Origin of the sequence: Bordetella sp. N, assembly GCF_001433395.1 — a bacterium.
Taxonomy (GTDB): Bacteria; Pseudomonadota; Gammaproteobacteria; order Burkholderiales; family Burkholderiaceae_B; genus Bordetella_C.
The window spans coordinates 3,684,359-3,707,961 of the sequence record NZ_CP013111.1; the positions used below are offsets into that span (position 1 = coordinate 3,684,359).

The 23,603-nt window shown below is 60.2% G+C and carries 20 protein-coding genes; 6 read left to right on the forward strand and 14 right to left on the reverse strand.

What is annotated here, in order from left to right; translation table 11 throughout:
- Window positions 1-47: 47 nt before the first annotated feature.
- A complete protein-coding gene (locus ASB57_RS15750; protein WP_057653076.1) occupies window positions 48-1,472 on the reverse strand; it encodes an aldehyde dehydrogenase family protein in 1,425 nt (474 codons plus the stop codon).
- 282 nt (window positions 1,473-1,754) lie between these two features.
- Between ASB57_RS15750 and ASB57_RS15755 the strand changes: the two genes are divergently transcribed.
- Both ASB57_RS15755 and ASB57_RS15760 read left to right on the forward strand, forming a co-directional pair.
- Window positions 1,755-3,086, forward strand: a complete 1,332-nt coding sequence (locus tag ASB57_RS15755; protein WP_057653077.1) for an MFS transporter — start codon at window positions 1,755-1,757, stop codon at window positions 3,084-3,086.
- 98 nt (window positions 3,087-3,184) lie between these two features.
- Window positions 3,185-4,534, forward strand: a complete 1,350-nt coding sequence (locus ASB57_RS15760) for an NAD(P)-binding domain-containing protein (RefSeq protein WP_231755465.1) — start codon at window positions 3,185-3,187, stop codon at window positions 4,532-4,534.
- Between the two features lie 46 nt (window positions 4,535-4,580).
- Here the strand turns inward: ASB57_RS15760 and ASB57_RS15765 are convergent, their stop codons facing one another.
- Genes ASB57_RS15765 through ASB57_RS15810 form a run of 10 tightly spaced genes read right to left on the reverse strand, consistent with a single transcriptional unit; the run spans window position 4,581 to window position 15,876 of the window.
- On the reverse strand, window positions 4,581-5,609 hold the full coding sequence (locus ASB57_RS15765; RefSeq protein WP_057653079.1) for an amidohydrolase: 1,029 nt from the start codon (window positions 5,607-5,609) through the stop codon (window positions 4,581-4,583).
- Window positions 5,606-7,366 carry an NAD-binding protein gene (locus ASB57_RS15770; protein WP_057653080.1) on the reverse strand — a complete coding sequence of 587 codons (1,761 nt, stop codon included), beginning with the start codon at window positions 7,364-7,366 and terminating at the stop codon, window positions 5,606-5,608. The genes ASB57_RS15765 and ASB57_RS15770 overlap by 4 nt, the downstream gene beginning before the upstream one ends.
- Before the next feature lie 11 nt (window positions 7,367-7,377).
- Window positions 7,378-8,361 carry a tripartite tricarboxylate transporter substrate binding protein gene (locus ASB57_RS15775; protein WP_057653081.1) on the reverse strand — a complete coding sequence of 328 codons (984 nt, stop codon included), beginning with the start codon at window positions 8,359-8,361 and terminating at the stop codon, window positions 7,378-7,380.
- A gap of 59 nt (window positions 8,362-8,420) precedes the next feature.
- Window positions 8,421-9,215 (reverse strand): enoyl-CoA hydratase/isomerase family protein, encoded by a 795-nt coding sequence (locus ASB57_RS15780; RefSeq protein WP_057653082.1) that lies wholly within the window; start codon window positions 9,213-9,215, stop codon window positions 8,421-8,423.
- A 17-nt stretch (window positions 9,216-9,232) separates the two neighbouring features.
- Window positions 9,233-9,949: an enoyl-CoA hydratase/isomerase family protein gene (locus ASB57_RS15785; protein WP_057653083.1), complete on the reverse strand. Its 717-nt coding sequence runs from the start codon at window positions 9,947-9,949 to the stop codon at window positions 9,233-9,235.
- Between the two features lie 11 nt (window positions 9,950-9,960).
- The gene (locus ASB57_RS15790; RefSeq protein ID WP_057653084.1) at window positions 9,961-10,959 is read right to left on the reverse strand and encodes a 2Fe-2S iron-sulfur cluster-binding protein; all 999 of its coding nucleotides are present in this window, start codon (window positions 10,957-10,959) and stop codon (window positions 9,961-9,963) included.
- Window positions 10,960-10,968: 9 nt separating this feature from the next.
- A complete protein-coding gene (locus ASB57_RS15795) occupies window positions 10,969-13,077 on the reverse strand; it encodes an acetate--CoA ligase family protein (RefSeq protein ID WP_057653085.1) in 2,109 nt (702 codons plus the stop codon).
- 27 nt (window positions 13,078-13,104) lie between these two features.
- On the reverse strand, window positions 13,105-14,289 hold the full coding sequence (locus ASB57_RS15800) for a beta-propeller fold lactonase family protein (RefSeq protein ID WP_057653086.1): 1,185 nt from the start codon (window positions 14,287-14,289) through the stop codon (window positions 13,105-13,107).
- Window positions 14,286-14,702: a Zn-ribbon domain-containing OB-fold protein gene (locus ASB57_RS15805; protein ID WP_369822696.1), complete on the reverse strand. Its 417-nt coding sequence runs from the start codon at window positions 14,700-14,702 to the stop codon at window positions 14,286-14,288. Before ASB57_RS15805 ends, ASB57_RS15800 begins: the two co-directional genes overlap by 4 nt.
- Before the next feature lie 4 nt (window positions 14,703-14,706).
- Window positions 14,707-15,876: a thiolase domain-containing protein gene (locus tag ASB57_RS15810; protein WP_057656186.1), complete on the reverse strand. Its 1,170-nt coding sequence runs from the start codon at window positions 15,874-15,876 to the stop codon at window positions 14,707-14,709.
- A 210-nt stretch (window positions 15,877-16,086) separates the two neighbouring features.
- On the opposite strand from ASB57_RS15810, the gene ASB57_RS15815 reads away from it, so the two are divergent.
- Together ASB57_RS15815 and ASB57_RS15820 are read left to right on the forward strand one after the other, a co-directional pair.
- Complete coding sequence (locus ASB57_RS15815) at window positions 16,087-18,189, forward strand: 3-hydroxyacyl-CoA dehydrogenase NAD-binding domain-containing protein (RefSeq protein WP_057653087.1); 2,103 nt, start codon at window positions 16,087-16,089, stop codon at window positions 18,187-18,189.
- Between the two features lie 26 nt (window positions 18,190-18,215).
- On the forward strand, window positions 18,216-18,425 hold the full coding sequence (locus ASB57_RS15820) for a rubredoxin (protein WP_057653088.1): 210 nt from the start codon (window positions 18,216-18,218) through the stop codon (window positions 18,423-18,425).
- Window positions 18,426-18,480: 55 nt separating this feature from the next.
- On the opposite strand, the gene ASB57_RS15825 is transcribed toward ASB57_RS15820, so the two are convergent.
- Complete coding sequence (locus ASB57_RS15825) at window positions 18,481-19,317, reverse strand: SDR family NAD(P)-dependent oxidoreductase (protein ID WP_057653089.1); 837 nt, start codon at window positions 19,315-19,317, stop codon at window positions 18,481-18,483.
- 164 nt (window positions 19,318-19,481) lie between these two features.
- Between ASB57_RS15825 and ASB57_RS15830 the strand changes: the two genes are divergently transcribed.
- A complete protein-coding gene (locus tag ASB57_RS15830; RefSeq protein ID WP_057653090.1) occupies window positions 19,482-20,615 on the forward strand; it encodes a CapA family protein in 1,134 nt (377 codons plus the stop codon).
- A 25-nt stretch (window positions 20,616-20,640) separates the two neighbouring features.
- The gene (locus ASB57_RS15835) at window positions 20,641-21,411 is read left to right on the forward strand and encodes an SDR family oxidoreductase (protein WP_057653091.1); all 771 of its coding nucleotides are present in this window, start codon (window positions 20,641-20,643) and stop codon (window positions 21,409-21,411) included.
- Between the two features lie 34 nt (window positions 21,412-21,445).
- Here ASB57_RS15835 and ASB57_RS15840 read toward each other — a convergent pair whose 3' ends face one another.
- Window positions 21,446-22,186, reverse strand: a complete 741-nt coding sequence (locus ASB57_RS15840) for an IclR family transcriptional regulator (protein WP_057653092.1) — start codon at window positions 22,184-22,186, stop codon at window positions 21,446-21,448.
- Between the two features lie 151 nt (window positions 22,187-22,337).
- Window positions 22,338-23,321: a tripartite tricarboxylate transporter substrate binding protein gene (locus ASB57_RS15845; protein ID WP_231755160.1), complete on the reverse strand. Its 984-nt coding sequence runs from the start codon at window positions 23,319-23,321 to the stop codon at window positions 22,338-22,340.
- Window positions 23,322-23,603 lie beyond the last annotated feature (282 nt).

The following is a 23,603-nucleotide window of genomic DNA, read 5'->3' on the forward strand; positions in this document are numbered from 1 at the left end:
GGCGGGAGGGAGCACCCAGACTCCCCCAACCCGCCTTCCGCACCCTATCAATCGTCTTCAAATCCCAGCAGGGCCTTGACCTCAAGATACTCCTCCAGGCCGAAGACCCCCATTTCCCGGCCATTGCCCGACTGCTTGTAGCCCCCCATGGGCGCAACGTTGTTGGAAGGTGCACCGTTGAGAAAGATCCGGCCCGCCTTCATTCGCTCCGCCACTAACCGCGCACTGCTCCTGTCCTTCGCGAAGATGTAGCCGCCCAGACCGTAGCTGGTGCCATTCGCGATCTCAACCGCCTCGTCCACGGTACGGTAGGTCAGCAGCGCCATGACAGGCCCGAATATCTCTTCCTGCTCTATCCTCATCCCGGGTTTGACGTCCGCAAATATGGTCGGCTGAATGTAGTAGCCACGCTGAATCCCTTCAGGCCTGCCGGGTCCTCCGACGAGCACGCGGGCCCCCTCAGCGATTCCGGTTTCGATATAACCCTGTACGCGCTCGAACTGCGCCCGGTTGATGACCGGCCCCATCGTCGTATTCGCTTGCAACGGGTCTCCGACCTTGATCGCCGCCGCCTCCTCGACCAGATACCTCTCAAACTCGGCCGCTTGACTCTCATGGACCAGCATCCGCGTCGGGGAGTGGCAGGATTGCCCGCTATTGGAACAACCGCGCGTCACGTTGTAGCGTGCAGCCGCACGCAAATCCGCATCCTGCAGAATGATGTTGGCGGACTTTCCACCCAGCTCCTGACAGACGCGTTTGACGGTAACTGCCGCCGCCTGGGCGACCTGGATACCCGCACGGGTCGACCCCGTGAACGAAATCATGTCAACACCCGGGTGCCGCGCAAGCGCGTCACCCACGGTTGGCCCGTCACCAATGACCACGTTGAAAACGCCCGGGGGGACATCAGCCGCCTCCAGCACTTCGGCCAGAATCAATGTGTCGATGGGCGTGTATTCGCTGGGCTTGACCACGAGCGTGCATCCTGCCGCGAAGGCAGATCCAATTTTCGTGCAAAGCAACTGCAGCGGCCAGTTCCAGGCAGTGATGATGCCGCATACCCCGATGGGCTCTCGCAAAACGACATTCCCTTCCAGGTTCGACTCAAAGTCGTAATCCTTCAAGGTCTTGATCGCCTGCTGGAGTGCCTGGAGCGCCGAACCGGTTTGTCCCTTCAGACTAGCAGGCGCGCCGATCTCTTCCGTGATCGCCGCCATCAAGTCATCCTGCCGCTCGATGAACGCCGCCACGATACGCTCAAGCATGGCGATCCGCTGGTCCTTTGAAGTCGCGCTGAAGCCCGGCAAGGCTAGTCGCGCCGCACGCACGGCGCGATCAACGTCTTCGGCATTGCCCAATCTCACGCGGGCAAACGTTTCCTCCGTCGCCGGATTGACCAATTGGAAGAATCCAGACCCGAATGGGTCGATCCACTGGCCGCCGACAAAGAACTTCTCGTATGACTTCATAGCCCTCATCTCCAGGTTGTTATGGCTAACGATGGCGCGCCTGCCGCGCACTGGTCATCCCGGCTATCCCTTTCGAGTTCCGAGTGCCACGTAGCGTTCCGATAGTCAGAACTCGCATTCGACTATCGATGAGCCATTCTGCCTAATTTCTCCGGCAAAAAGCATCTGGTTTCACTGATTGGAACTGATTCTATTTTCTTGACTTCACGTATTTCGAGGTCTACAGTCGGCTGCAACCCAAAAAAAATAGTCAAGTAATCCACAATCAAAAGGGAGACAACAGTGAGCGCACTCATTCCAGACACCCAAAAGCGTCAACGACGCATCGTGGTCGCATCCACCTTCCTCGGTGCGACCATAGAGTGGTACGACTTCTTCATCTTCGGCGTCCTTTCAGCGCTGTTCCTCAACAAACTTTTCTTTCCCAGCTTCGATCCCACTACGGGAACGATCCTGGGATTCATGACCTTCGCCACCGCGTGGCTGGTCCGCCCTTTGGGAGGCGTGATCGCAGGGCACCTGGGCGACAAGTTCGGCAGAAAGACCACGCTCTTGTGGAGCTTCATCATCATGGGGATCTCCACCACCCTCATTGGCTTTCTGCCCACCTATGAAAGCGCTGGCGCCCTGGGCGCGATTCTTCTGGTTCTGCTTCGCGTCGTTCAGGGACTTTCAGTCGGCGCTGAATACGGGGGCGCGATCGTGACGGTGGTCGAACATGCGGAGCGCTCCAAACGCGGGCTTTATGGAAGCCTGCCGCAGTGCGGGGCGTTCTTCGGCCTGCTACTTGGCAATGCGACTTTCCTTTTGTTGCTGAACATCAACCATGACACGATGATGCAATGGGGGTGGCGGGTACCGTTCGTACTTAGTGCCCTGATGCTGGGCGTCGGCGCGATCATCCGCAGCAAAGTCAACGAATCGCCTGACTTCGTCGAGGCCAAGGAAAAAGGGACCATCGAGCGGCTTCCGATTCTCACGGTGCTGCGTGAGCATGCGCGGGAAGTTATCTCGATCATGTTTGCCCAGGCCGCGCCGAACACCTTCTTTTATGCATTTTCGGTCGCGATCGTTTCGTACGCAGTCACGAAGCTGGGCATCAGCCAATCGCATATGCTCGCAGCAGTCTGCGTCGGTGCATTCGCCGAGATGTGCGCGATTCCCCTCTTCGGCGCGTTGACGGACCGGGTGCCCAGGCGCATGGTCTATGTCTGGGGCTTGCTGGTGATGGGGGTGATGGCCTATCCATTTTTCCTGGCGCTCATGTCGAATTCCTATGGCTGGTTGCTGGTTTGCTACGCCGTGACATTTGGCCTTGGTCATGCGGCCTGTCATGCTTCGCAAGCGGCCTTGTTTGCCGAGATGTTTCCCGCAACGGTACGGTATACAGGTTTATCGCTTGGTTACCAGCTCTCGGGCGCCATCTTCGCTGGTCCCCTGCCCGTTATCGCCACGCTGCTGATTGCCGCGCAAAGCGGCCAGCTCTGGTATTTCTATGGCTACACGATAGTCATCGCAGTGCTTAGCCTGACCGCCATCATTATGGGTAGAGCCCGACGCGCTCCGTTGGGCAATGCGCGCGCCTCCGCACTGAACCGCGCTTCCGCGCTTTGACACCTGCCGGAATCGCAAGCCGGAAAGCTTCCGTGCCTGCATCGAAGGATCCGGCTCGATGCCCGAATTGCACGGAAAAACCGCAGGAGGTTGTCGTTGTGAATCTTGGATACATTGGACTAGGCGCGCTAGGAAGCGAACTTGCGAAACGGCTTGTCCCTTCGGGCAAGCTATGCGTGTGGGACCTTTACCCCGCCGCGCGGGAAAAATTCAGTGAGCTCGGCGTCACGATCGGGGCGTCAGCCGCGGACGTGGGCGCCCAGTCCGACCTCGTGATGTTATGTCTGCCCCGAAGCGCCGATGTCAGACAGCTCTTGTTCTCCGACCAAGGACTTGCCTCCGGTCTCTCCCCAGGAAAGATCGTGGTCGATCAGACCAGCGGTTTTCCGCCTGAAACCGCCGGGATTGCTGCTGAACTGGCCGGTGCCGGCGTGAGCATGATCGACGCCGCCGTTTCGGGGAGTCCTGGACTCGTCCACGAGGGACTGGCGACGCTGATGGTTTCTGGCGAAGAAGAGGTCGTGCGCCGGGCTGAACCCACGCTGAACCTGATTACGCAGAAGATCATTCGCTGTGGAAGTCGCGTGGGCGATGCCCAGGCAATGAAGATGATCAATAACGCCATGTATGGCGTACTGCGGCTTGCCACCCTGGAGGCCGTTGCGCTCGGTCTGAAAGCCGGCGTCCCGCTCGTGCGCATCGAGGAGTTTCTACGAGATGGCCCGGCGGCCAACCGAACGACAGAGCTGGCGTTGCCGGCACTGCTCCAGGGGAAATCGGCCACCAAATTCTCGCTCGCTCTGATGCTGAAGGATATCGACCAGGCGGCCGAGATGGGAGAAAGAACGCAGGTTCCCACGCCGTTCATCAGTACAGTGAGCGGTTTACTCCGCGTGGGCATCAATACGCTGGGCCCACAGTCCGAACTTGAGGATACGATTCCCCTGATGGGGCAGCTGTCGGGCGTCAGTATGAAAAGCACTGACGGCGAAAGGAGCGCCACGACCGCGACGCCCATCGGCGCGGAAGAGGAAGCCCGCGTCCTGGACAAGATCGAAGCCCTGCTTACGGTAATGGGCCATCTGGCGACCTACGAATGCGCGAGCATCGGGCTGGCCTACGGATTGACGCTGGACGATATTGACAAGGTCGTCAACAATAGTTCAGGAAGAAGCGCGGCATCGCGGGCCGTCTTGCCGGCACTGGCTAGCGGGGCTCCCTTGCAGTTGCCCACACTGGAACACCTACTGGCCAGGATGGCCGAAGCGTGTGCGCTTGCCACCACGCTCAAAACCCCTCTATTTCTTGGCGCAATCGGTAAATCCCTGCTGGCCCAACGACTGCTGTCCGGCAAGCTTGGCGATGATATCTCGACGATGTTGCATTTCTATTCGTCGCCGCGCCAGTACGAGCGCAGGCCGGCACCTCGATCCGCGCTGTCCGCGTAGTCACGCCAGCGCAATGGCCCCTGCGGATGGCGCGGGGGCCACTCCATTATCCCAATCGGTAGAAGCGGCTCGCGGTGCCATGAAACAAATCCGCCCGTTCGCTCGGGGAATAGCCGACCGTGACACGCTTGAACGCGTTCCACAGTACACCATAACCGCAGCTCTGCTTGTCGACGGGGAAATTGCTCTCGAACATCGCACGATCGGGGCCGAAGGCTTCGATACACGTCTCGATATAGGGGCGCCAGGCAGTAGCCAGCGCCGAAGAATCAGGCGGGTCTTCGGCCAGGTGCCATTGCGCCCCGCCATAGAGCATACCCAGTCCGCCGAGCTTTACGGAGAGATTGGGGAACCCTGCCAGCTTACGAATGGCTGCTGACCATGAGGCATGCACGGCTGCCCGGTCAGTGTAGGGAGGAACGCCCAATACTCCCCCGCAGTGATTCAACACCACCGGCGTTTCGGGAAACGATGTCAGCAGATCCATCAGATCTGGCAGTTGGGGATGATAGATCCAGGCGTCGAAGGACAACCCCATCGGCGCGAGCTGAGCGAAACCCCGCCGGAATTCGGGCGTCAGCAACAAATGCCGAGGAGCGAAGGTACGCCCATAGGCGGCGCGGCCGTCGTCCCAGGTGGCCCCATGCCGCACTCCTTTGAAACGTCCTTCCCCTGCCTCGCCCATTGCCTCAAGCACATCCCTGACGCCTTCGCCCAGGGTCAAGTCCGCGTGGCCGACAATGCCGGCACAAAACCGAGTGGCACCTTCGCGGCTTTGCCTTGCAATTTCTGCAGCAAAGGCAACCTCACCCACCGGCCGCATAGCTACCGGCCCGTCCTGTCGGTAGCCGGCCTTATGCTGCAAATACACGGTGGCGACGATGTTGTGTCCTTGCCCTACCTCCTCTTGCATTTCAGCAAGGAGAAATCGGCCGCGCTCATCATCGTAGAAATGGTGATGCGAATCGATAATCGGAAGCTCTGGATCGAGTGCCGCCTCGTTCCGACGTGCGCACCAAGACTTCAGCGTTTGCAGATCGCGCGGTGTATTCCCGACGAATTCAGGTTCTTTCATGCCTTTATCTCCTCGTCAGCACCGTCGCGCACTTCGACGCCGGCCCAGGTTTCGTACAATTTCGCCAACGCCGTCATATCGGCGTCAGCCCCCAATTCCGCGACTGCGATGCGGTAAAGCAGGCGCGCTGCCGAGAGCGCCCACGCGCTGATGCCCAACGCTTCCGCCTCGTTTCCCATCATGTCCAGCGCGCGGCTTGCGTCACCCAACGTGCGGCCGTGCTGAAAGCGGCGCGTCAATACTTCTTCGGGAAAGATTTGCGCGCTCGCCGCGGTGCGGCCGGTTTCTATACCCAATATGCGCGGCACCGTCCGAGCAGGCAGTCCAGCTTTGGCGGCGGTCACGTAGGACTCGCATGCCACCGCAAACAACGCTGCCGAAAGCGCTTCCTCGATATGCCGCATACGCTGAATATCCGCCACACGCTCTGACAAGTACAGCGGAGCGCCGAGAACCTCCAAAAGGCGGACCGCCGCAGCGATGCCAGGGACGTCGCCGCCGACAAACAGCGGAGCAACACCGATGTCCTTTGCGCGTGACGGCAATGGCGCTTCAACGTAGCGGTGGCCCGCCTGGACCGCGATGCGCTGCAAATGCTCCACGTCTGACGCTGTCCACCACGCGGTGTTGACGATGACGGATGCCTTCCCCAGGGTGGGGAGCAACGATGCGAAGGCGCCTGCGTCGGCAATTTCATGAAGGCGAAGCGTGCTCGCCGTGATGCCTCTTTCCTCAAACAATGGCTGCAAGCGTACCTTCATTCCGGGCCCGCATAGCACGTCATAGCTTTCGCAAGCTTCACGCGCAGGCATATCAAGCACGTCCGGCGCGTCATCTCCCCGTACCTCCACCCCGGCCCATGGCTCAAGATAGGTGATCAGGGAACTGCCATCGCGCTCCGCGCCTCCCTGGGAAGCCGCAAATCGCCATAGTTGTTGGACCTGGCGTGCCACCCATAACGGCACGGCGAGCTTCTCTGCCTCGCCCGTCGCCAGCGATATGTCCTTGGCGGTAATGGCCATGCGGGCGCCGTAATCGAACTGACGATTCAGAACCGAGGACGGAAACTTGTTGCGGCTGGCGTTGGTGCTGGCCTCCCCCGTATTGATCGCGTGCAACAAGGCTTTTGCCCGCAGCCCCATCTTGGCGCCGATGACGAATGCTTCGCTTGTGAGCGCCATCCCGCTGGCCGACACCAGGTTGTTAAGCAATTTGAGGGTCTGCGCGCGGCCAGGCTCCTGCCCGAGATAGAGCACCATCGATCCTGCGATAGTCTCCAGCACGGGCAGGGCATATTCATACGCATCCTTGCTCCCAGCACACATAAGTCCCAGACGTCCATTACCCGCGCTGGTGACATTGCCCGTGATCGGGGAGTCGAGATAGTCGATCTTATGGTCGGCGAGGCTAGCCTGCATCTCCCGCGCGAAGTCCGGTCCAGTCGTGGACAAGTCAAACAGGATCCGGCACTCGCTGCCTGCCTGGATGCCCTCTGGCCCCAGCAGCACCACGCGCGCCGCCTGCAGGCTAGGCAGACAGACGAAAATCAATCGCGCCCGATTGGCGACGTCGGCAGGACTCGCCGCGACCGATGCCCCCGCCTGGCGCGCCGCCTCCAGCGCGGCGGGATTGAGGTCATACACCCATAAACGGAGCCCTGTGGCGCACAAGTGGCGAACCATAGGTCCACCCATGGCGCCCAAGCCGACAAAGCCTATTGGCGCTTCGCTCGCGCCAATACGTGTACTCTGGTGCATTCACTGCCTCCTTAATTTGCGCTTGCGCCTGCCTGCTTCACCGCCTCGCTCCATTTCACGGTTTCCGCCTTCAGGTACGCTTCGAACGCTTGCGGGGTAGAGCCGACGGGGTCGGTGCTATTCACTTTCAATTGCTCAATGACCTCCGGGCGCTTGAGTGCCTGGACAATTGCGCCATGAAGCTTATCGACGATTTCACGGGGTGTCTTCGCCGGTGCAAGAATGCCCTGCCAGTTATTGACCACAAATCCCGGATACCCTGACTCGGCGACCGTCGGTACGTCGGGCAAAGATGCCACGCGCTGCGGGGCTGTGACGGCGAGCACGCGAATTTTCTTCGCTTCGGCATAGGGGAGCGCCGAGGACGGCGTTAACAATGCGATATCTACATGCCCCCCCAACAATGCAGTGGCAGATGGTCCTGTGCCACTATAAGGCACATGCACCGCCTCGAATCCTGCCTGCTTACTAAGCATAGCCATTCCAAGGTGAGCGCCCTGCCCCACACCTGCCGATGCGTAAGAAAGCGGAGTCTTGCCTTCTTTGGCGTAGCGCACAAGCGCCGCGAGCGTATCCACCGGCAGAGACGGCCGCGTCGTGAGGAAAAAGTAGTTCTCAGTGACCTGGGAGATGGGCGCGAAATCCTTGATGGGGTCGAACGGCAAATGCGGGTACAAGCTGGCGTTGATCGCATGACTCGAATTAGCCAGCAACAGTGTGTAGCCATCAGGCTGCGCCCGTGCCACTTCGTTGGCGGCAATATTGCCGCCGGCACCTGGTCGATTCTCGACAATGACGGTTTGCTTCAACTCACCGTGGAGGGCTTCGGCCAGCAGGCGCGCGATCATATCCGCTCCACCGCCCGGTGGAACTCCGACGATCAAACGTATCGGACGGTCCGGATAGGCCGACCACGCCGCGCTGCCAGACATCAATCCACAGCCGATGGCCAGCATGCCGGCCGCCTTGAGGTACTTCAAAAATAGTTTATTCACTTTTGTCTCCTTCCTTCCGCATCGGCGATATCGCTTCTTATACGGGAATACTTGGCGGGTTACTTGCCCTGGAACTCCGGTTTGCGGCGCTCTTTGTACGCGGCGATCGCCTCCTTGTAGTCATGGGTGGACTGGATGACCGCCATGTGGGCCGATACGGCACGCAAACTGGTGCGCAGATCCGTGTGCAGGGATTGATACAGCAATTTCTTGATTTCTCGCTGCTGGATGGGCGGCCCTTCGGACAGCCGGGTGGCGAAGCTCAGGGTTTGGTCCAACAACGCTTCGTCGTCGAACACTCGGCTGACCAGCCCCATCGCCAGCGCCTCTTCTCCGGACACGAAGTCGCCCGTCCACAGGAGTTCCAGTGCGCGCGCGACACCGACAATGCGGGGCAGGAAATAGCAGGCGCCATTGCCAGGAATCAAACCGACCTTCACATACCCTTCGGAAAAGCGAGCCGATTTGGAAGCGAAGCGGATATCGCACATCAGCGCCATATCCATGCCCGCCCCCACCGCCGCGCCGTTGACCGCGGCGATCAACGGCTTTTCGAACTCCTCCACGGCACGCGCTACCCGATGCGTAACGCCGTGCAAGCGGTCCATACGCTCCAACGGGGTCGGCGCGCCGCCATTCGGATCGTTGGCCCGGCGCCCCAAATCACCGCCCGAGCAGAACGCATCGCCAGCCCCGGTCAAGACAAAACAGCTTACCGAGGCATCCCCATTTGCGCTACGCAGGGCATCGCAGAGAAGGTCGAGCATGCCCTCGCTCTGCGCATTCTTCTTTTCCGGGCGGTTCAGCGTCGCCAGAATGACGCGCCCTCTACGTTCGATCTCCAGATCGGCCATGTGTCGCTCCTTCTCGGTTAGTTCTTCACAACGCTGCGATGGCGGGCGTGTTCCTCGCGGGCTTCGGCAATCGCGGCCTTCAGCGGACGGTTCAGCCAGCGCTTGATGTCGCCAAAGGTGCCTGAGGACTTGTCACCAAGCTGCTTCGCCAGGTCGGCGGCGGCTCCTCGTAAGCCAGATGCCTCGACCACGGTGTTGATAATTCCTTTGTCTTGAGCTTCTTCGGCTGACATGCGGCGACCGCTCAAGATCAGATCGACAGCCAATAGACGCCCCGCTATCGCTTGCACGATATTCGCGCCGGAAAACGTGGCGATACCGATGTCGATTTCGGGCAATGACAGGCTGGCCGACGGTACCGCCACCCGGGCATCGGCAAGCAGGGCAAGCATCGCGCCGCCCCCGATCGCCGCGCCGTTCAAGGCGGCAATCACCGGCTTGCGGCTGTCCAGGATGGCGTCCTGCAGCGCGGCCGACGCAAGAGACCGGCGCTCGCGCTGGGAGGACTCATTTCCATCCGGCGCCGCCTCCCTCACGTCGACCCCCGCGCTGAAAATTTTCTCACCGCTCGCACCCAGGACAATCGCTTTTACGTCCGCCTGGGCATTGGCCTTGGCAATGTAATCAGTCGCCAGCCGAGACATGGCTACCGTCATGGCATTTGCCTTGGCAGGCCGGTTCAGCGTGATCCAGGCAATGCCATCGGCGCAATCGAAATTGACCTCTTCAGTCACTTTGCATCCCCTCAAGATTTTTTAAATTCGTCGGTATAGAAATCCCGCAGGCCGCACCGTTCAGTGAGCACGCGACGGGCGGACTCGATCACGATGGGCGCGCCACAGATGTAGAGCTCGTGACCACTCAAATCGGGATAGTCCTGGGCAATCGCATCCTGCACGAAACCCCGCCGGCCCTCCCAATGGTCCTCCGGTTCCGGCGCCGCCAACACGGGCACATAGCGCAAACCCGCTCGTTGCTCCCAACCGCGGGCCAGTTCATCCATATAAAGATCTGCCGGCCGACGGCCCGCCCAGTAAAACGCCACGGGCCGCTTCGAGCCCTCTTCAATCAGCATTTCCACCATGGACTTTATCGGTGCAAAGCCGGTCCCGCTGGCGACGAAGATGATGGGCTTGTCGGAATGACGGCGCACGGCGAAAATGCCCAGCGGCCCTTCCATTCTCAAGAGATCGCCGATTTTCAGCTTCTCGAACACATGCTTGCTGAGCACGCCGCCGTAGTTCTTCAGGTGTAGTTCAACCACGCCGCGGTCGCCTGGACGGTGGGCCAGCGACACACAACGTCTTACGCCGGGGCCCAAGACGACATTGACGTGCTGACCCGCCGCAAACAAGACCTCCTGGTCCGCCGGCAAGGCCACGATAATTCGCATGACGTCGCTGGCCAGCTGTTCCAGGCCTTGCACACGTCCCATGATGCGGCGAACCGGAATATGCTTGGTCTCCTCGATCATATTCAGCTCGACGACGACCGAGGACCGGGCGCGAGACTGGCATAGCAAGGCGAGTCCCTCCTTGGCCTCCGCCTCGCTCAAGGCGCAGTCGGCCGGCCCGGAGCGCTCGACGTCGCCTTCCAGAATCCTGACTTTGCACGTCCCGCAGCGCCCGCTATTGCAACTGTGCGGAATGACATGGCCGTGTCGCACCGCGGCGGCCAGTAAAGTCTCATCCTCTTCACATTCAAATTCCAACCCCAAGGGCCGGCATTGGATCATGTGTTGCATGGATAACCCCTAGGACACCGTAACGTCGGGCTTGCGCGTCACCACCAGGGCGTCCGCCGCCACGACACCGTCGCTCGCCAGGAAGAGCGGGTTGACGTCTACTTCCTGCACCGTTTCCCGATTCGCCCACGCAAAACGCGAAAGTGCGGCCAGGGCTTTTGCTGCGGCGCCAACATCCAGATGAGCCCCCCCGCGGGCGCCGTCGAAAATTGGGCGGCAGCGCAACTCATCCAACATTTCCGCCGCGGTAGCGGCGTCGAAGGGCGCCAGGCGATACGTGACGTCTTTCAGGATTTCGGCGTATATGCCGCCCGCGCCAATCATGATCACCGGGCCGAAAACCTCGTCGTTCACGCTACCCGCGATCAATTCGAATCCTCCGCGTACCATCTCCGACACCAGCACGCCGTCGATTCTCGCGGATGGCACCAGGCGTGCCGCATTGGCCAACACTTCAGCGATGGCGTCATGCACCTCGGCCTCCGAGCGCAGTCCCAGCTTTACGCCGCCTACCTCGGATTTGTGCGCGATGTCGCGCGAGACGATCTTCACCACCGCTGGATATCGGAAACCTTGCAGGTCTGGCGTTTGACCTGCCGCCAACAGAAGATCCCGCGTCACGGCAACACCCGCGCGTGCCAGGATCTCCTTCGAATCGATCTCCGAAAAGACAGCGCCGGGCTCGATTCCGGTAGCCGCAGCATAGTCAACCGCGCCGACCCGGAGTCGTTGTTTGGCCTGCCCGAGTCTGAGCAGCATGCCGAGCGCATTCGCGGCCCGCGAGGGCGACGGAAAGACGGGAACATTGCCCTTGGCGAATATCGCCCGCGCGTCGCCATTGATGGCGCGCGGGGTCGAAGAAAATACGACGACCGGTTTCGTATAGTCCTGGGCAACCCGGGTCAGCACCTGCGCGGCAACCGTACTGCCCTGGGCGCCCGTGGTCGCGAGATTGACGCAAACCGCACCGACACCCCCGTCTTCCAGCACCGCGCGAATCGCCGTCTCGAGTTTCTCTTCATTCCCCGCGGAGAAATACCCCGCGGTCAGGTCGATCGGGTTGTGGATCGCGCCGATGCTCGGTACCACGGGGGCAAGCCGCTCCTGCGTTACTGAGGCTAGTTCGCATAACGACAGCCCTTGGCGCGCGCCGGCGTCGGCGAAAACGATAGCCGACCCGCCTGATACGCCCAGGACACCAACGCCACCCCGCTCAAGATGCTTTTCGGCCTGCAGCAGCTTGAGGTAATCGACGATCTCATGCAGCTCGGTGATTTCGATGATTCCGGTCTGTTTGTAGAGCGCCCGGTAGAAGTCATAGGTGCCGGTCATGCTCGCCGTATGCGACTCGGCGGCCCGCGCCCCTTCATCAGTGACGCCCCCTTTCCACAGGAGGATCGGCTTTCCCGCCGCCAGGGCGCGCTGACCGGCAGCCAGAAGACGCCGTCCATCGCGAGTCCCCTCGATATAGACAACGATGCATTTTGTCTCGTCATCATCGATCAGGGAATCGATGAACTCCACGGAATCGATGTCGGCTTCGTTGCCCGTGGCGATGACGTGCCGGAAGCCTATTCCCTCTTCTGCACATGCAAGCGCGATGCTGTAGCCGAAGCCGCCACTCTGGGTCACGAGAGACACTTGGCCATGTGCAAGTTTGGGCTCTCGGGTGATGCTTCCGAACGCGGCGAAGACGCCTGCGTGGATATTGGCAAAACCCAGGCAATTCGGGCCCACCAAGCGCATCCCCGACTGCCGCGCCACCTCGATGATGGCGCGCTCGCGTTCGATCCCCTCTGCGCCGCTTTCACGGAAGCCGCCGCTCAGAATCAGGGCGTAGCCCACGCGTTTTGCCGCGCAATTTTCCATGACGGGAAGCACGGCTTTCGCGGGGACGCCGATGATCACCAGGTCTACGTCCTCCTGAATGGCCTCGACCGACGGATAGCATTTCAACCCGTCAAACTCTTGGTACTTGGGGTTAACGGGATAGAGTGCCCCGGTATAACCATTGGCACGAAGCGCTCGCAACGCTTGCGACCCGGGACGGCCGGCTTCGTCGGATACGCCGACGATGGCAATAGACCGCGGCTCCAGAAGATGTTTGAACTTGCTCATTTTCACCCTGCTCCTCAATTTTTTTCACTATTCTTCGCTGCGATTTTCAGCGAGGCCCATCCAATACTGCAGTGCACCGTCAGGCGTATCCACCTCGATCCTGTTGACCAGGTTCAAGCGCGCCCCATCCATGCGGAATACTGACAGCGACGCACCCACGCGCCCGTGCTCGGTTTCCAGGGGCCGGACACTCGCGGCGATCAGAAAGCGTCCCGCTGGATCCACGGCGAACGTTCTGACGTGGAAGGACTCCGTATCGGCATGCTGAACGATCCGCGCGTTGCCGCTGACGGGGTCTATCTCGAAAACGGCAATATTGTTTTCCCCACCGCCAAATATCTTGCGCCCCTGACGGTCAAGCGTGCCATCCGCGCGGTTCGCGACGTAGACGGCCTTCCCGGCCGGATGGATATGGATCGGACCACCAAGTTGACGGGCCGCCACCGAGTCGGGATTCGCCAAGGTGGGGAGGTTCTGCAGACGCACCGGGTCGATCTTGCCTGCATTCAGGCCAAAGACATGGAGCCGATTGAAACGCTCGTCGGAGGCGTATAGCCATTTTCCGCTGGGATGAAAATCCACGTGGCGCGGACCAAACCCAAAGCCGCCATCAGGTGCGACAACCTGCCCGGCGCTCAGTTGGCCCTCTTTCATCCGATACGTTCGAAGCGCGCCTGGCTCTTCCCCAGTTCCTTCCTTGGGAGGATTTCCTCGGTCCACGATCAGCGCGTAATCACCGCCTGGCATCACCATGACCTGATGAGGGTAAATGCCAAAGTATTGCGGCTCGCGTTGCACCACGGGCTCTCCGATTGCACCGTCCTCATCGAGCGAGTAGACCGTCAGCGCGCCACCGCCATAGTTATGCGCCGCCAAGAGGAAACGGCCGGACGGATGCACGCAGAGGTGTACCGGTCGTGCAGGAAGAGGCCGGCGGGATCCGAGCGCTTGCAAACTGCCATCTTGCGAAATTTTCCATGCACTGAGGTAGTTGTGCAGAGAGGCTTGTCGCGGGCCACTGCTGGCCGTGCCAACGTACAAAATCGGAAGACTGGGATGGTGCCAGGCATACTGGACGTTCTCATCGAACTGCACGTGTGCGCGTAGGGACAGCCCCGCGGATTCGGGATCCAGCTGGTAAAGATTGAGCGTTCGTCCGACCGCGCTGTAGACATTCAAGGCGGGACCATGCTCTTGAGATGACGCGCTCATGGCCGGCCTCCGGTGCTGTCCAACGTAAACATCGGGATCGCTCCGCCGCTCTCAGTGGGCTTGAACACCACTCGGACCGCGTCGCCGATGCGCACCGTATCCAGATCGCAGTCCACGATATTCGTCATGATCGTGGGGCCTTCCAAAAGACGGACGTATGCAATGCAGTAGGATTCGCCACGACGCATGATGCTGTAGGTATAGATTTCACCCATGCCGCTCGCATCCAGCCACTCGACGTCTTCACTCCAGCAAAATGGGCAAAGCGCGCGGGGATAGTGGTGGACCTTATCGCAACCACGACACTGCTTCACCAATAAACGCCCTTCCTTGGCAGCCTCGAAATAGGCTTCGTCACCCGGGTTCATCGCAGGATCCGGTAACAGCTTCGCGTTTTGTTCGATCTTGTCCAAAATGTCACCCCCTGCCCATGATCAAGGTTGCTGCGCCATGGCGATGTCCGATCGCACCACCGATGCCGGTCGCCAAGGCCAGCTCGCAATCGGGAACTTGCACCTTTGGATGCGCCTCGCCCCGTAGCTGCCGAACAGCCTCGATGATCTTGGTCATGCCGCCCCGGTTGGAGGGATGGTTATTGCAAAGCCCGCCGCCATCGGTGTTAAACGGCAGGCGCCCAACGCCCGAGATCAGGTTGCCGTCAGAGACAAACTTTCCTCCCTCGCCTTTCTTGCAGAAGCCGAGATCCTCCAGTTGCAGCAGCACGGTTATGGTGAAGCTGTCGTAGATGGAGGCATAGTCAATATCCGCGGGGGTCACGCCGGCTTCCTCGAAGGCACGCGGTCCGGTCCAAGCGGCACCGGTATAGGTGAGGTCAATCTCGCCACCGTCCTGGTGCTTGGTGGTTTCCCCCGCGCCCAGCACTGTTACCACAGGTCGCTTCAAGCTCCGGGCAATTTCGGGCCTGGCCACGATGATGGCTCCGCCTCCATCGGTGACCACACAGGAGTCCATGCGCCGAAGCGGGTCGGCGATCAGCGGTGACGCGAGCACATCGTCGACGCTGACCACGTCGCGCAGCATGGCATTCGGGTTGTATTGGGCATGCCGGGAGGCGGCGACCTTGATCCAGGCCAGCTGCTCGCTTGTGGTGCCAAACTCATGCATATGGCGCATCGCGCACATCGCATACAGATTCAATGTCACGGGACGGTAGGGAATTTCGAAAGGCGTCTCAGGCAAGCTCGAACCCCGCACCCTCACCTGCGTTCCGGAGACGCCTTCCGAGCGCGGCCGGCCCGCGAGCGTAATCAGCGCGACATTGCACTTTCCCAAGGCAATGGCTTGCGCTGCGTGGGCGACGTGGATGAGGTAGGAACACCCGCCCATGTCGGTTGAGTCAATATGCCGCAGGCGTTTTAGATTCAGATAATTCGCCATCGACCAGGGATTCGCGCCAGGAGAATCGCCCGCGCAGAAATAGCCGTCGATATCGTCCTTTGTCAGACCGGAGTCCGCCAAAGCGCCGCGCGCCACGTCTGCGTGCAGTTGTGCAAGAGAGTGCTGCGGCGCATGGCGCACAGGATGTTCATAAGCGCCGACGATGCACGCCTTTCCTCGAATGCTCACCATTCCTCCTTTGACCCCTTATTGCTTCTTGGGCCTCATTGGATAAGGGCTTCCGTATCGCGAACCTAAAGCCACTGACTTCGCTTAAGTTCCGACTAGTGAAACCGATCTCACTGAATGGATATCATGGTAGCATGACGACAGGACAAGAGAACAGCGCAAATTTCCCTCAAAAGGACGCTAGCGCGGAAACGGATCAAGGAGATACCCATGAGTTCCGCCCCCAGTACCCGGTACGAAGTTCAGGACCGGATCGCCATCATCACTGTGGACAATCCCCCCGTTAATGCCCTGGCGCCCGGCGCGCGCGAAGACATCGTCGCGGGCGTCGAAAGGGCCAATGCTGACGACCAGGTCGACGCAATTATCTTGACTGGCGCGGGTAGTCACTTCATTGCCGGCGCGGACATCCGGCAATTCGGCAAAGCACGGGGTATTTCGACCAACACGAGCAGCGCCGCCATTGCACAGAGTGGCAAGCCGGTTGCAGCGGTGATCGATGGCTATTGCCTGGGAGGGGGACTGGAGCATGCGCTCGCCTGCCACTACCGGCTGGCGTCGCCGCGTGCCAAACTCGGGTTACCGGAGATCAAGATCGGACTCATACCTGGCGGTGGCGGGACGCAGCGCTTACCCAGGTTGATCGGCGCCAGAGCGGCGCTTGACCTGATTCTCAGTGGCCGCCATGTCAAATCGGATGAGGCACTCAGGCTCGGACTCATCGACCGCGTAGAGGAGAGTCCTCTGCTGGATGCGGCCGTTGCCTTCATGAAGAAAATGTCGGCCGCGCGCCCACTGCCGCAGGTAGATGGACGCCCCGTTACGGATGCGGACGAAGGCGTGTTCAGCAACGCCAGGAAAAAGGCCTTGCGTCAAGGATTGCGCGCGCCCCAATATGCGATCGATATGGTCGAGCTTTCCGTGGCGACACCGCTGGAAGTCGGTATGGAGAAAGAGCGCGAGCGCTTCACCGAACTGGAAAATTCGGATGAGTCGCGTGCATTGCGCTACGCCTTCTTCGCGGAAAAGACATCCGCCAAGATCCCGGGTGCGCCGATCGATTACCAAGCCGACCCCGTAAAGCGACCCGCTGTGATCGGCGCCGGCACCATGGGCGGCGGTATCGCGATATGTTTCGCCGAAGCCGGCATTCCCGTGCGTCTGCTCGATTCAAGCCCCGAGGCGCTGGAACGTGGACTCCAGCGAATCCGGTCTAACTACGACGCCAAGCTGAAGCGAGGAACCATCACCGAAGCGCAGATCCACGAGCGAATGGCACGCATCCTCCCTGTCGGCAGCTACGAGGAGATCGTAGATTGCGATGCCGTCATCGAAGCCGTTTTTGAGCGCATCGACCTGAAGCTCGAGATTTTCGGCAAGCTGAACGCCATCATGAATCCGGACGCATTGCTTCTCACCAACTCTTCGGCCATCGACATCAATACCATCGCACAGGCAACCTCTCGCCCACATCTGGTGGCGGGAGCCCACTTCTTTGCGCCGGCCAACATCATGAAGTTGTGCGAGATCGTCCGAAGCGACACATCTTCGATCGAGACTGTGTTGCGCGCGGGAAGGATGGCACGCGATCTCGGCAAGATCAGCGTGGTGGCAGGTACTTGCGACGGTTTTGCCGCCAACCGAAGCCGGGCACCTCTGGTGACCGAGATGATGTTGCTGCTCGAAGAGGGCGCTCTGCCGCAGCAGATCGACAAGGTCATGACGGACTTTGGCTACCCGATGGGGCCCTTTGCCGTCAGCGATCTATCAGGACTGGACGTCAGCTACGATACGCGCAAACGCCGCGCCGCCGCCAATCCGGCATATCGCAAGCTCCATGTTCCCGACCGTCTGGTGGAGATGGGTCGTTTCGGTCAAAAAGTTGGCGCTGGCTGGTACCGCTACGAGGAAGGTAGCCGCACGCCGCAACCTGACCCCATCATTGCCGACGTCATCGCGGGCGTAGCGCGGGATTTCAACATCCCTCAGCGAACGTTCAGCGATGAGGAGATTCTGCACCGTCTGCTTTTCGCGTCGGTGAATGAGGCCTGCAAAATCATCGAAGAAGGGAAGGCGCTGCGCGCCAGCGACATCGACGTCATGTGGCTGAACGGTTTTGGCTTCCCGCGCCATCGCGGCGGTCTGCTGTACTGGGCAGACGGCATCGGCGCTCAAGACATCCACAGGCAAATACAAACGTGGCACACCACTTACGGTGCTCGTTGGAAACCTGGCGCCCTCCTCGCCTCCATTGCAGCCTCCAATGGAAAGCTGCGGGATGCGGAAGCTGGCTCATTTTCAACCGCGGAATGATTTCTGCCTTATCCACTTTGTGCGCTATGAATACTGATACCTCAAGCATCGATACCCCAACCGCCCAGCCTCTTCGAACCTGGCAATGCATTCTGTGTGGATTCGTTTATGACGAGGCCACGGGCCTGCCCGAGGAGGGAATCCCGGCGGGCACACGCTGGGAAGACGTTCCGGACACATGGATCTGTCCCGACTGCTCGGCCACCAAAGCCGACTTCGAGATGATTGCGATCTGAATTCGGCCTGGTGGGCCAGTCAAGTCCGCCAGGCCGCATGCAGCCCGGGGGGCCTTTAAATCCGGTTCAGTTGCCGGCCGCCGTCGACCAGCAACGATGTTCCCGTGATAAAGGCCGCCTCGTCAGAGGCAAGAAAAAGGGCCGCATTGGCAACGTCCCAGGCCGAGCCGTGCCGTTTGAGCGGAATTTTCTCCAGCCGTTCGGCTTCCACCTGGGCACGAGACTGATTCCATTGTTCCACCCGCCGCTGCACTGCCATCGGCGTGGCAATCAGTCCCGGAAGTATCGAATTGGCACGAATTCCGAATCCGGCGTTCTGCAATGCCAGTTGCTCGGTAAACGCGACGACGCCAGCCTTGCTGGCCTTGTAAGCCACGTAGGGATACTTCCCAACGGCAGCGGCTGACGCAATATTCACGATGACGCCGCCACCCTGCTCTCGCATGATCCGCACTGCGTGTTTGCAGGCGAACACCGTACCCCGCAAATTAACTCTGCAGACGAAGTCGAAGTGCTCTTCGTCGATGTCCATGAGGTCGGCGTCACCACCGGCGAGTGACACCCCTACATTGTTATGCAGGATGTCCACCTTCCCCCACGTTTCACGTGCAAGGAGGATGGCCGCCTCCAGATCCTGCTCCCGGGTAACATCAGCCGCGGCCGCCAGGGCCTCGTAGCCCTCGCCTTCGATGATTTTCGCGGTCTCCCGCGCCGACTCCAACGTGCGGTCCACCGCCAAAACCATCGCGCCTTCCCGTGCGAATCGCATGGCGGCGGCGCGTCCATTGCCCAATCCCTCACCGGCACTCTGTCCGGCACCAATAACGACAGCGACGCGCCCGGCCAGGCGCTTGGCCGGCGTCAGACCGTCGGCATCTCGTTCGAACTTCATATCGTGTCTCCGCTCCAATAATTGTTGTACGTCCAGAGTGTGTCTACGCCCTGCCTACGGCCTTTCCCGCACAGACGCGTCACTGACCGCTATGGTAGTATCGAAATTCTATTCAACAGCATTAGTTTCAGTAGCTAGAACACAAAAACGGCTTGAATCAGGAGATGAGGGTGGAGACAAAGAATGAAGTCAGCGTATTGGTCGGTGGCGACTGTGGACCATCGCGTGGCCCAGACCAGGGGGTGCCCGTGGATCACCACATCACCCTGATCCGGTCGACATTGGCGGCCGCGGACATAAGATTCGTCAATTGCATGCGGACCTACACTGACCGGAAGATCACCGACACCAAGGCCCCCCAAGTGGCGCAGCCGGCACTGATGGCAGACCTGTATAGCCAGGCGGGGTTTGACGGCGTGACGATGGCAAACAACCATACTTACGACTGCGGTCCGGATGCCATGCTCGACACCGTAGCGCTGTTTCGCGCGCGCGGCATACAAGTGACCGGTGCCGGGCGTGACCTGGATGAAGCGCGTCAGCCCGTCATCGTTGAGCGCAACGGCATACGCGTGGCCTATCTTGGCTACACCTCCGTGGGCGCGGAAGGCAGCGATGCTGGTCAGGGCAAGCCTGGGGTTACCAATATTCCCATCCACACCACCTACGAGACACGGGGCGCCCATGCTCCCGTGCGGATCCGCACGGAGCCGGACGGTGATGCCCTGGCCCGGCTCGTCGACGATGTCCGCCGCATCCGTCCTGAAGTCGACGCACTGATCCTGGCATTTCATGGCGGTGTCATACGGCTCCCGCGTGTGATATCGGACTATCAAAGAATCGTGGCGCACGCGGCCATTGAAGCCGGCGCGGATGCGGTCGTCGGCCACGCTCCTCACTTGCCCAAAGGCGTAGAAATGTACAAGGGCAAGCCGATCTTCTACAGCCTGGGGGTCTTCGCCATGACCAAGCCGAACGCCGCGGCAGGCTGGGCCGAGCCGGCCTGGGCCCACGGCGCGATCCGCAACCACGCCGACCTCGACCCTGCGTACCCGGATATGCCTTATGGAGAGGGTTCGACCCTGAGTCTGCTAGCTAAGCTGGCCGTCGGTAAAGGGGGGGTCGCCCGCGTGTCCTTCTTGCCCATGAAAATTGACACGCAATACCGGCCGCAAGTCCTGGCCGCCGATGATGCACGCTTCTCGGAGGTGCTGGAGTATCTTGAGTGGGCATCCGTCGACCTGCCCCATCGCTTCAAGGTACAGGGCAACGAAGTTCTGGTCGAATCGCAGGACTGAGCCACGCCATAACAGAGGACAACACATGGATCTCGGCATCAAAGGAAAAACGGCGCTGGTGACGGCCTCCAGCGGCGGCATGGGAAAGAATATCGCGCATGCGCTGGCAGCCGAAGGCGCGAATATCGTGCTCTTTGCCCGATCAGAAGACAAGTTGGCCGCGGTCGCCCAGGAGCTACGCACTGAATACGACGTGCAAGCGCTGGCCATCGCTGGCGACATGCGGGCGCCGGACTCGATCGAATCGTTATTCCGCGGAGTCACCCAGGAATTCGGCACGCTGGACATCGCGGTATTGAATTCAGGCCGGCCACCCACACCGCTGCGCGCAACCGTTGACGAAACGGACCCGCAGCGTTGGGACGAGGCGTATCAGACCCAGCTCGTCGCTACGATTCAGGTCGCGCAGCGCGCGCATCAGCTGATGACCAATGGCGGCCGCATCATTGCGATCACTTCCGCTTCAGTCTTACACCCGATGCCGCATCATGCGCTGTCCACCGTCTTTCGGGCAGGAATCACTGCATACCTGAAGCACCTGGCCAACGAGATCGGCGCGCGCGGAATCACCGTCAATTGCATAGCCCCAGCTCTGATCGAAACCCCCCATCGGAGCGGCGGAGCGGCTTACACGCCTGAACAGATGGAAGCCAGGAAAAAGATGAATGTGCTCGGCCGCATGGGCACCCAGGATGAACTCTGCGCGACCGTGGCATTTCTCGCCTCGGCCCACGCGGGATTCATCACGGGATCGACCGTACGCGTGGATGGTGGGATGGCAGGCAATCTCTTTTGATGCGGAAGGCGTCACTCGTCGTGACGCCTTCGCCTTACGATGTACCGGTGCCACCACCGAACTGACGACTGATCTCCGCGGCCGCCTGAATCACCAGCTTGATCATGGTTTTTTCGTTAGGCTGTACACGGAAGGACGGACCGCCCAGAGACAGGCAGTATTTGACCTCTTCATTGACATCGAAGATGGGCGCGGAGATTGCGCTTACGCCAGGCAAACGCTCGCCATGAGAGATGGCGTAGCCGGCCTGTTGAATAGACCGCAACTCCTCCTGAACCGCGGTCTGCGTGCGCTTCGTTCCCTTGGCAACGACAGGCAGGAAGGGGGTCAAGTCCTTCTTCGACATGTACGCGAGCAGGACCTTCGATGCCGATCCTGCCAGCAGCGGCACCTGTTCACCCGGCTGAATCACGCTGCGTAGCGTGGACGCCGCGGCCACCGACTCGATGCATACGCGATTTGACGCGATAACCGTGTGGATCGACGAGGCTTCCTGTGTCTTCTCGGAAAGCTCCGCCATCACGGGGCGTGCTATCTCACGGATTCCGAGGGTGCTCTTGACCAGGCCAGCCAAACGCAGGAAGCGAAACGACAGGCAATATTGTCGGTCGTCGAGCCGCACCAGGTATCCGGCCTTCTCCAGGCTTTGAACGATACGGAAGGCGGTCGATTTGGGAAGCTCGATACGATCAGCGAGTTCCTGCAAAGACAGGCTGGTACGTTCCGAACTGAAACTTTCGAAGATGGCCAGAATTCGTTCAACCGAGCGCATCATGGGCGTTCTCGCATATTCTTATGAGGGCCGAACCATCCAGCCGCGTGAGCCACCATTGGAGCGCGCCCCGCGGCGCGCCTGGTTCTTACCAATGGAATTCGTCTCGTTAAGTGAAATGCAAGTATAGCACCGCGACAACCTGCGGCTCGCCTCAGTCCAGCTTCACCTTGTGGCTGAAAGTGCGCCACTTATCAAGATCGTGGGCAATGAAACTGCGCAGATCATCCGGACTTCCCGTCGCGGGCTCGTAAAGCTGCGCATGCATGTTCTTGACGGTTTGAGGCATCTTCGACACCTCGTTGACCGCCGCATTTATCTTCTGCACTAGCGCTGCCGGCATGCCCTTCGGCCCCATCAGCGCATAGTAGGTATAGGGATCCATAGCGGCAAGCCCGGGGACATCCGCGACCTCGGAAAGCGCCTGTACCTTCGGAAGAGACTCCAATCGATGGCTGCCCGTCACGGCGAGGATACGCACGCGGCCACTCTGGATCACGGGGAGCGCCCCCTGCAAAGGAGAAATGCCGATCTGCACGGAGCCTTCAGCCATCGCCGTCATGATCTCTGAATCGGCCTTGTAGGGAATGTGGGTCATCTTGATGCCTGCCACATTCAACATGTACTCGGTCTGCAAGTGGCTGGCTGAACCGATACCAGAAGAGCCATAGTTCAACGAATCAGGATGCTTCTTTGCATACTGCACGAGTTCCCCGATGGAATTCACCGGAAGCGTCGGGCTCGCCACGATGGCGCCTTGCGTCGTGCCGACCAAAGCGATCGGCGTGAAATCCTTTTGCGGATCGTAGGGAAGATCCGTTCTGACTCCCGGCCCCTGTGACATCGCGCTCGCCGAGGCCAGGAACAGCGTGTATCCATCAGCCGGCGCCGACATCAGGCCACGGATGGCGATCAACTGCGAACCACCGGCACGGTTCTCCACGATAACGGTGGTCTTCAGCACCTCGCCCAGCTTGGACGCATACAGGCGGGCGATTGCGTCGGTCGACCCGCCGGCGCTGAACCCGACCAGCATCTTGATCGGCTTTGCCGGAAACTCTTCGGCCTTCGCCGACATGGAGGCCATTGCCAACGTACAGGCGCAGGCGATTTGGAGGGTACGCATCAGTGCAGGCACAACAGTCTCCTTTTCTCTTGTTCGAGCCGTGGACCAAGCGGTCTCGCGGCAATGGGATCACACCTGTGTGGATTTCCCAAGTAGTGGTGTCCGGCTTTTCGAAACGGCCGTGATTTCGACTACTGAAACCAGTATATCGACGAAAATTCTTCAGGGCTGAAAGTTCCGCTGAATGAAACTAATGCTGATAAATAAAACTACGTGCTAATATTTCCTCGACGCCATCTCGCGTCGATACATCCACACGTTGTGGCGGCACAGTCCAGCCCATCTTCCAACGGA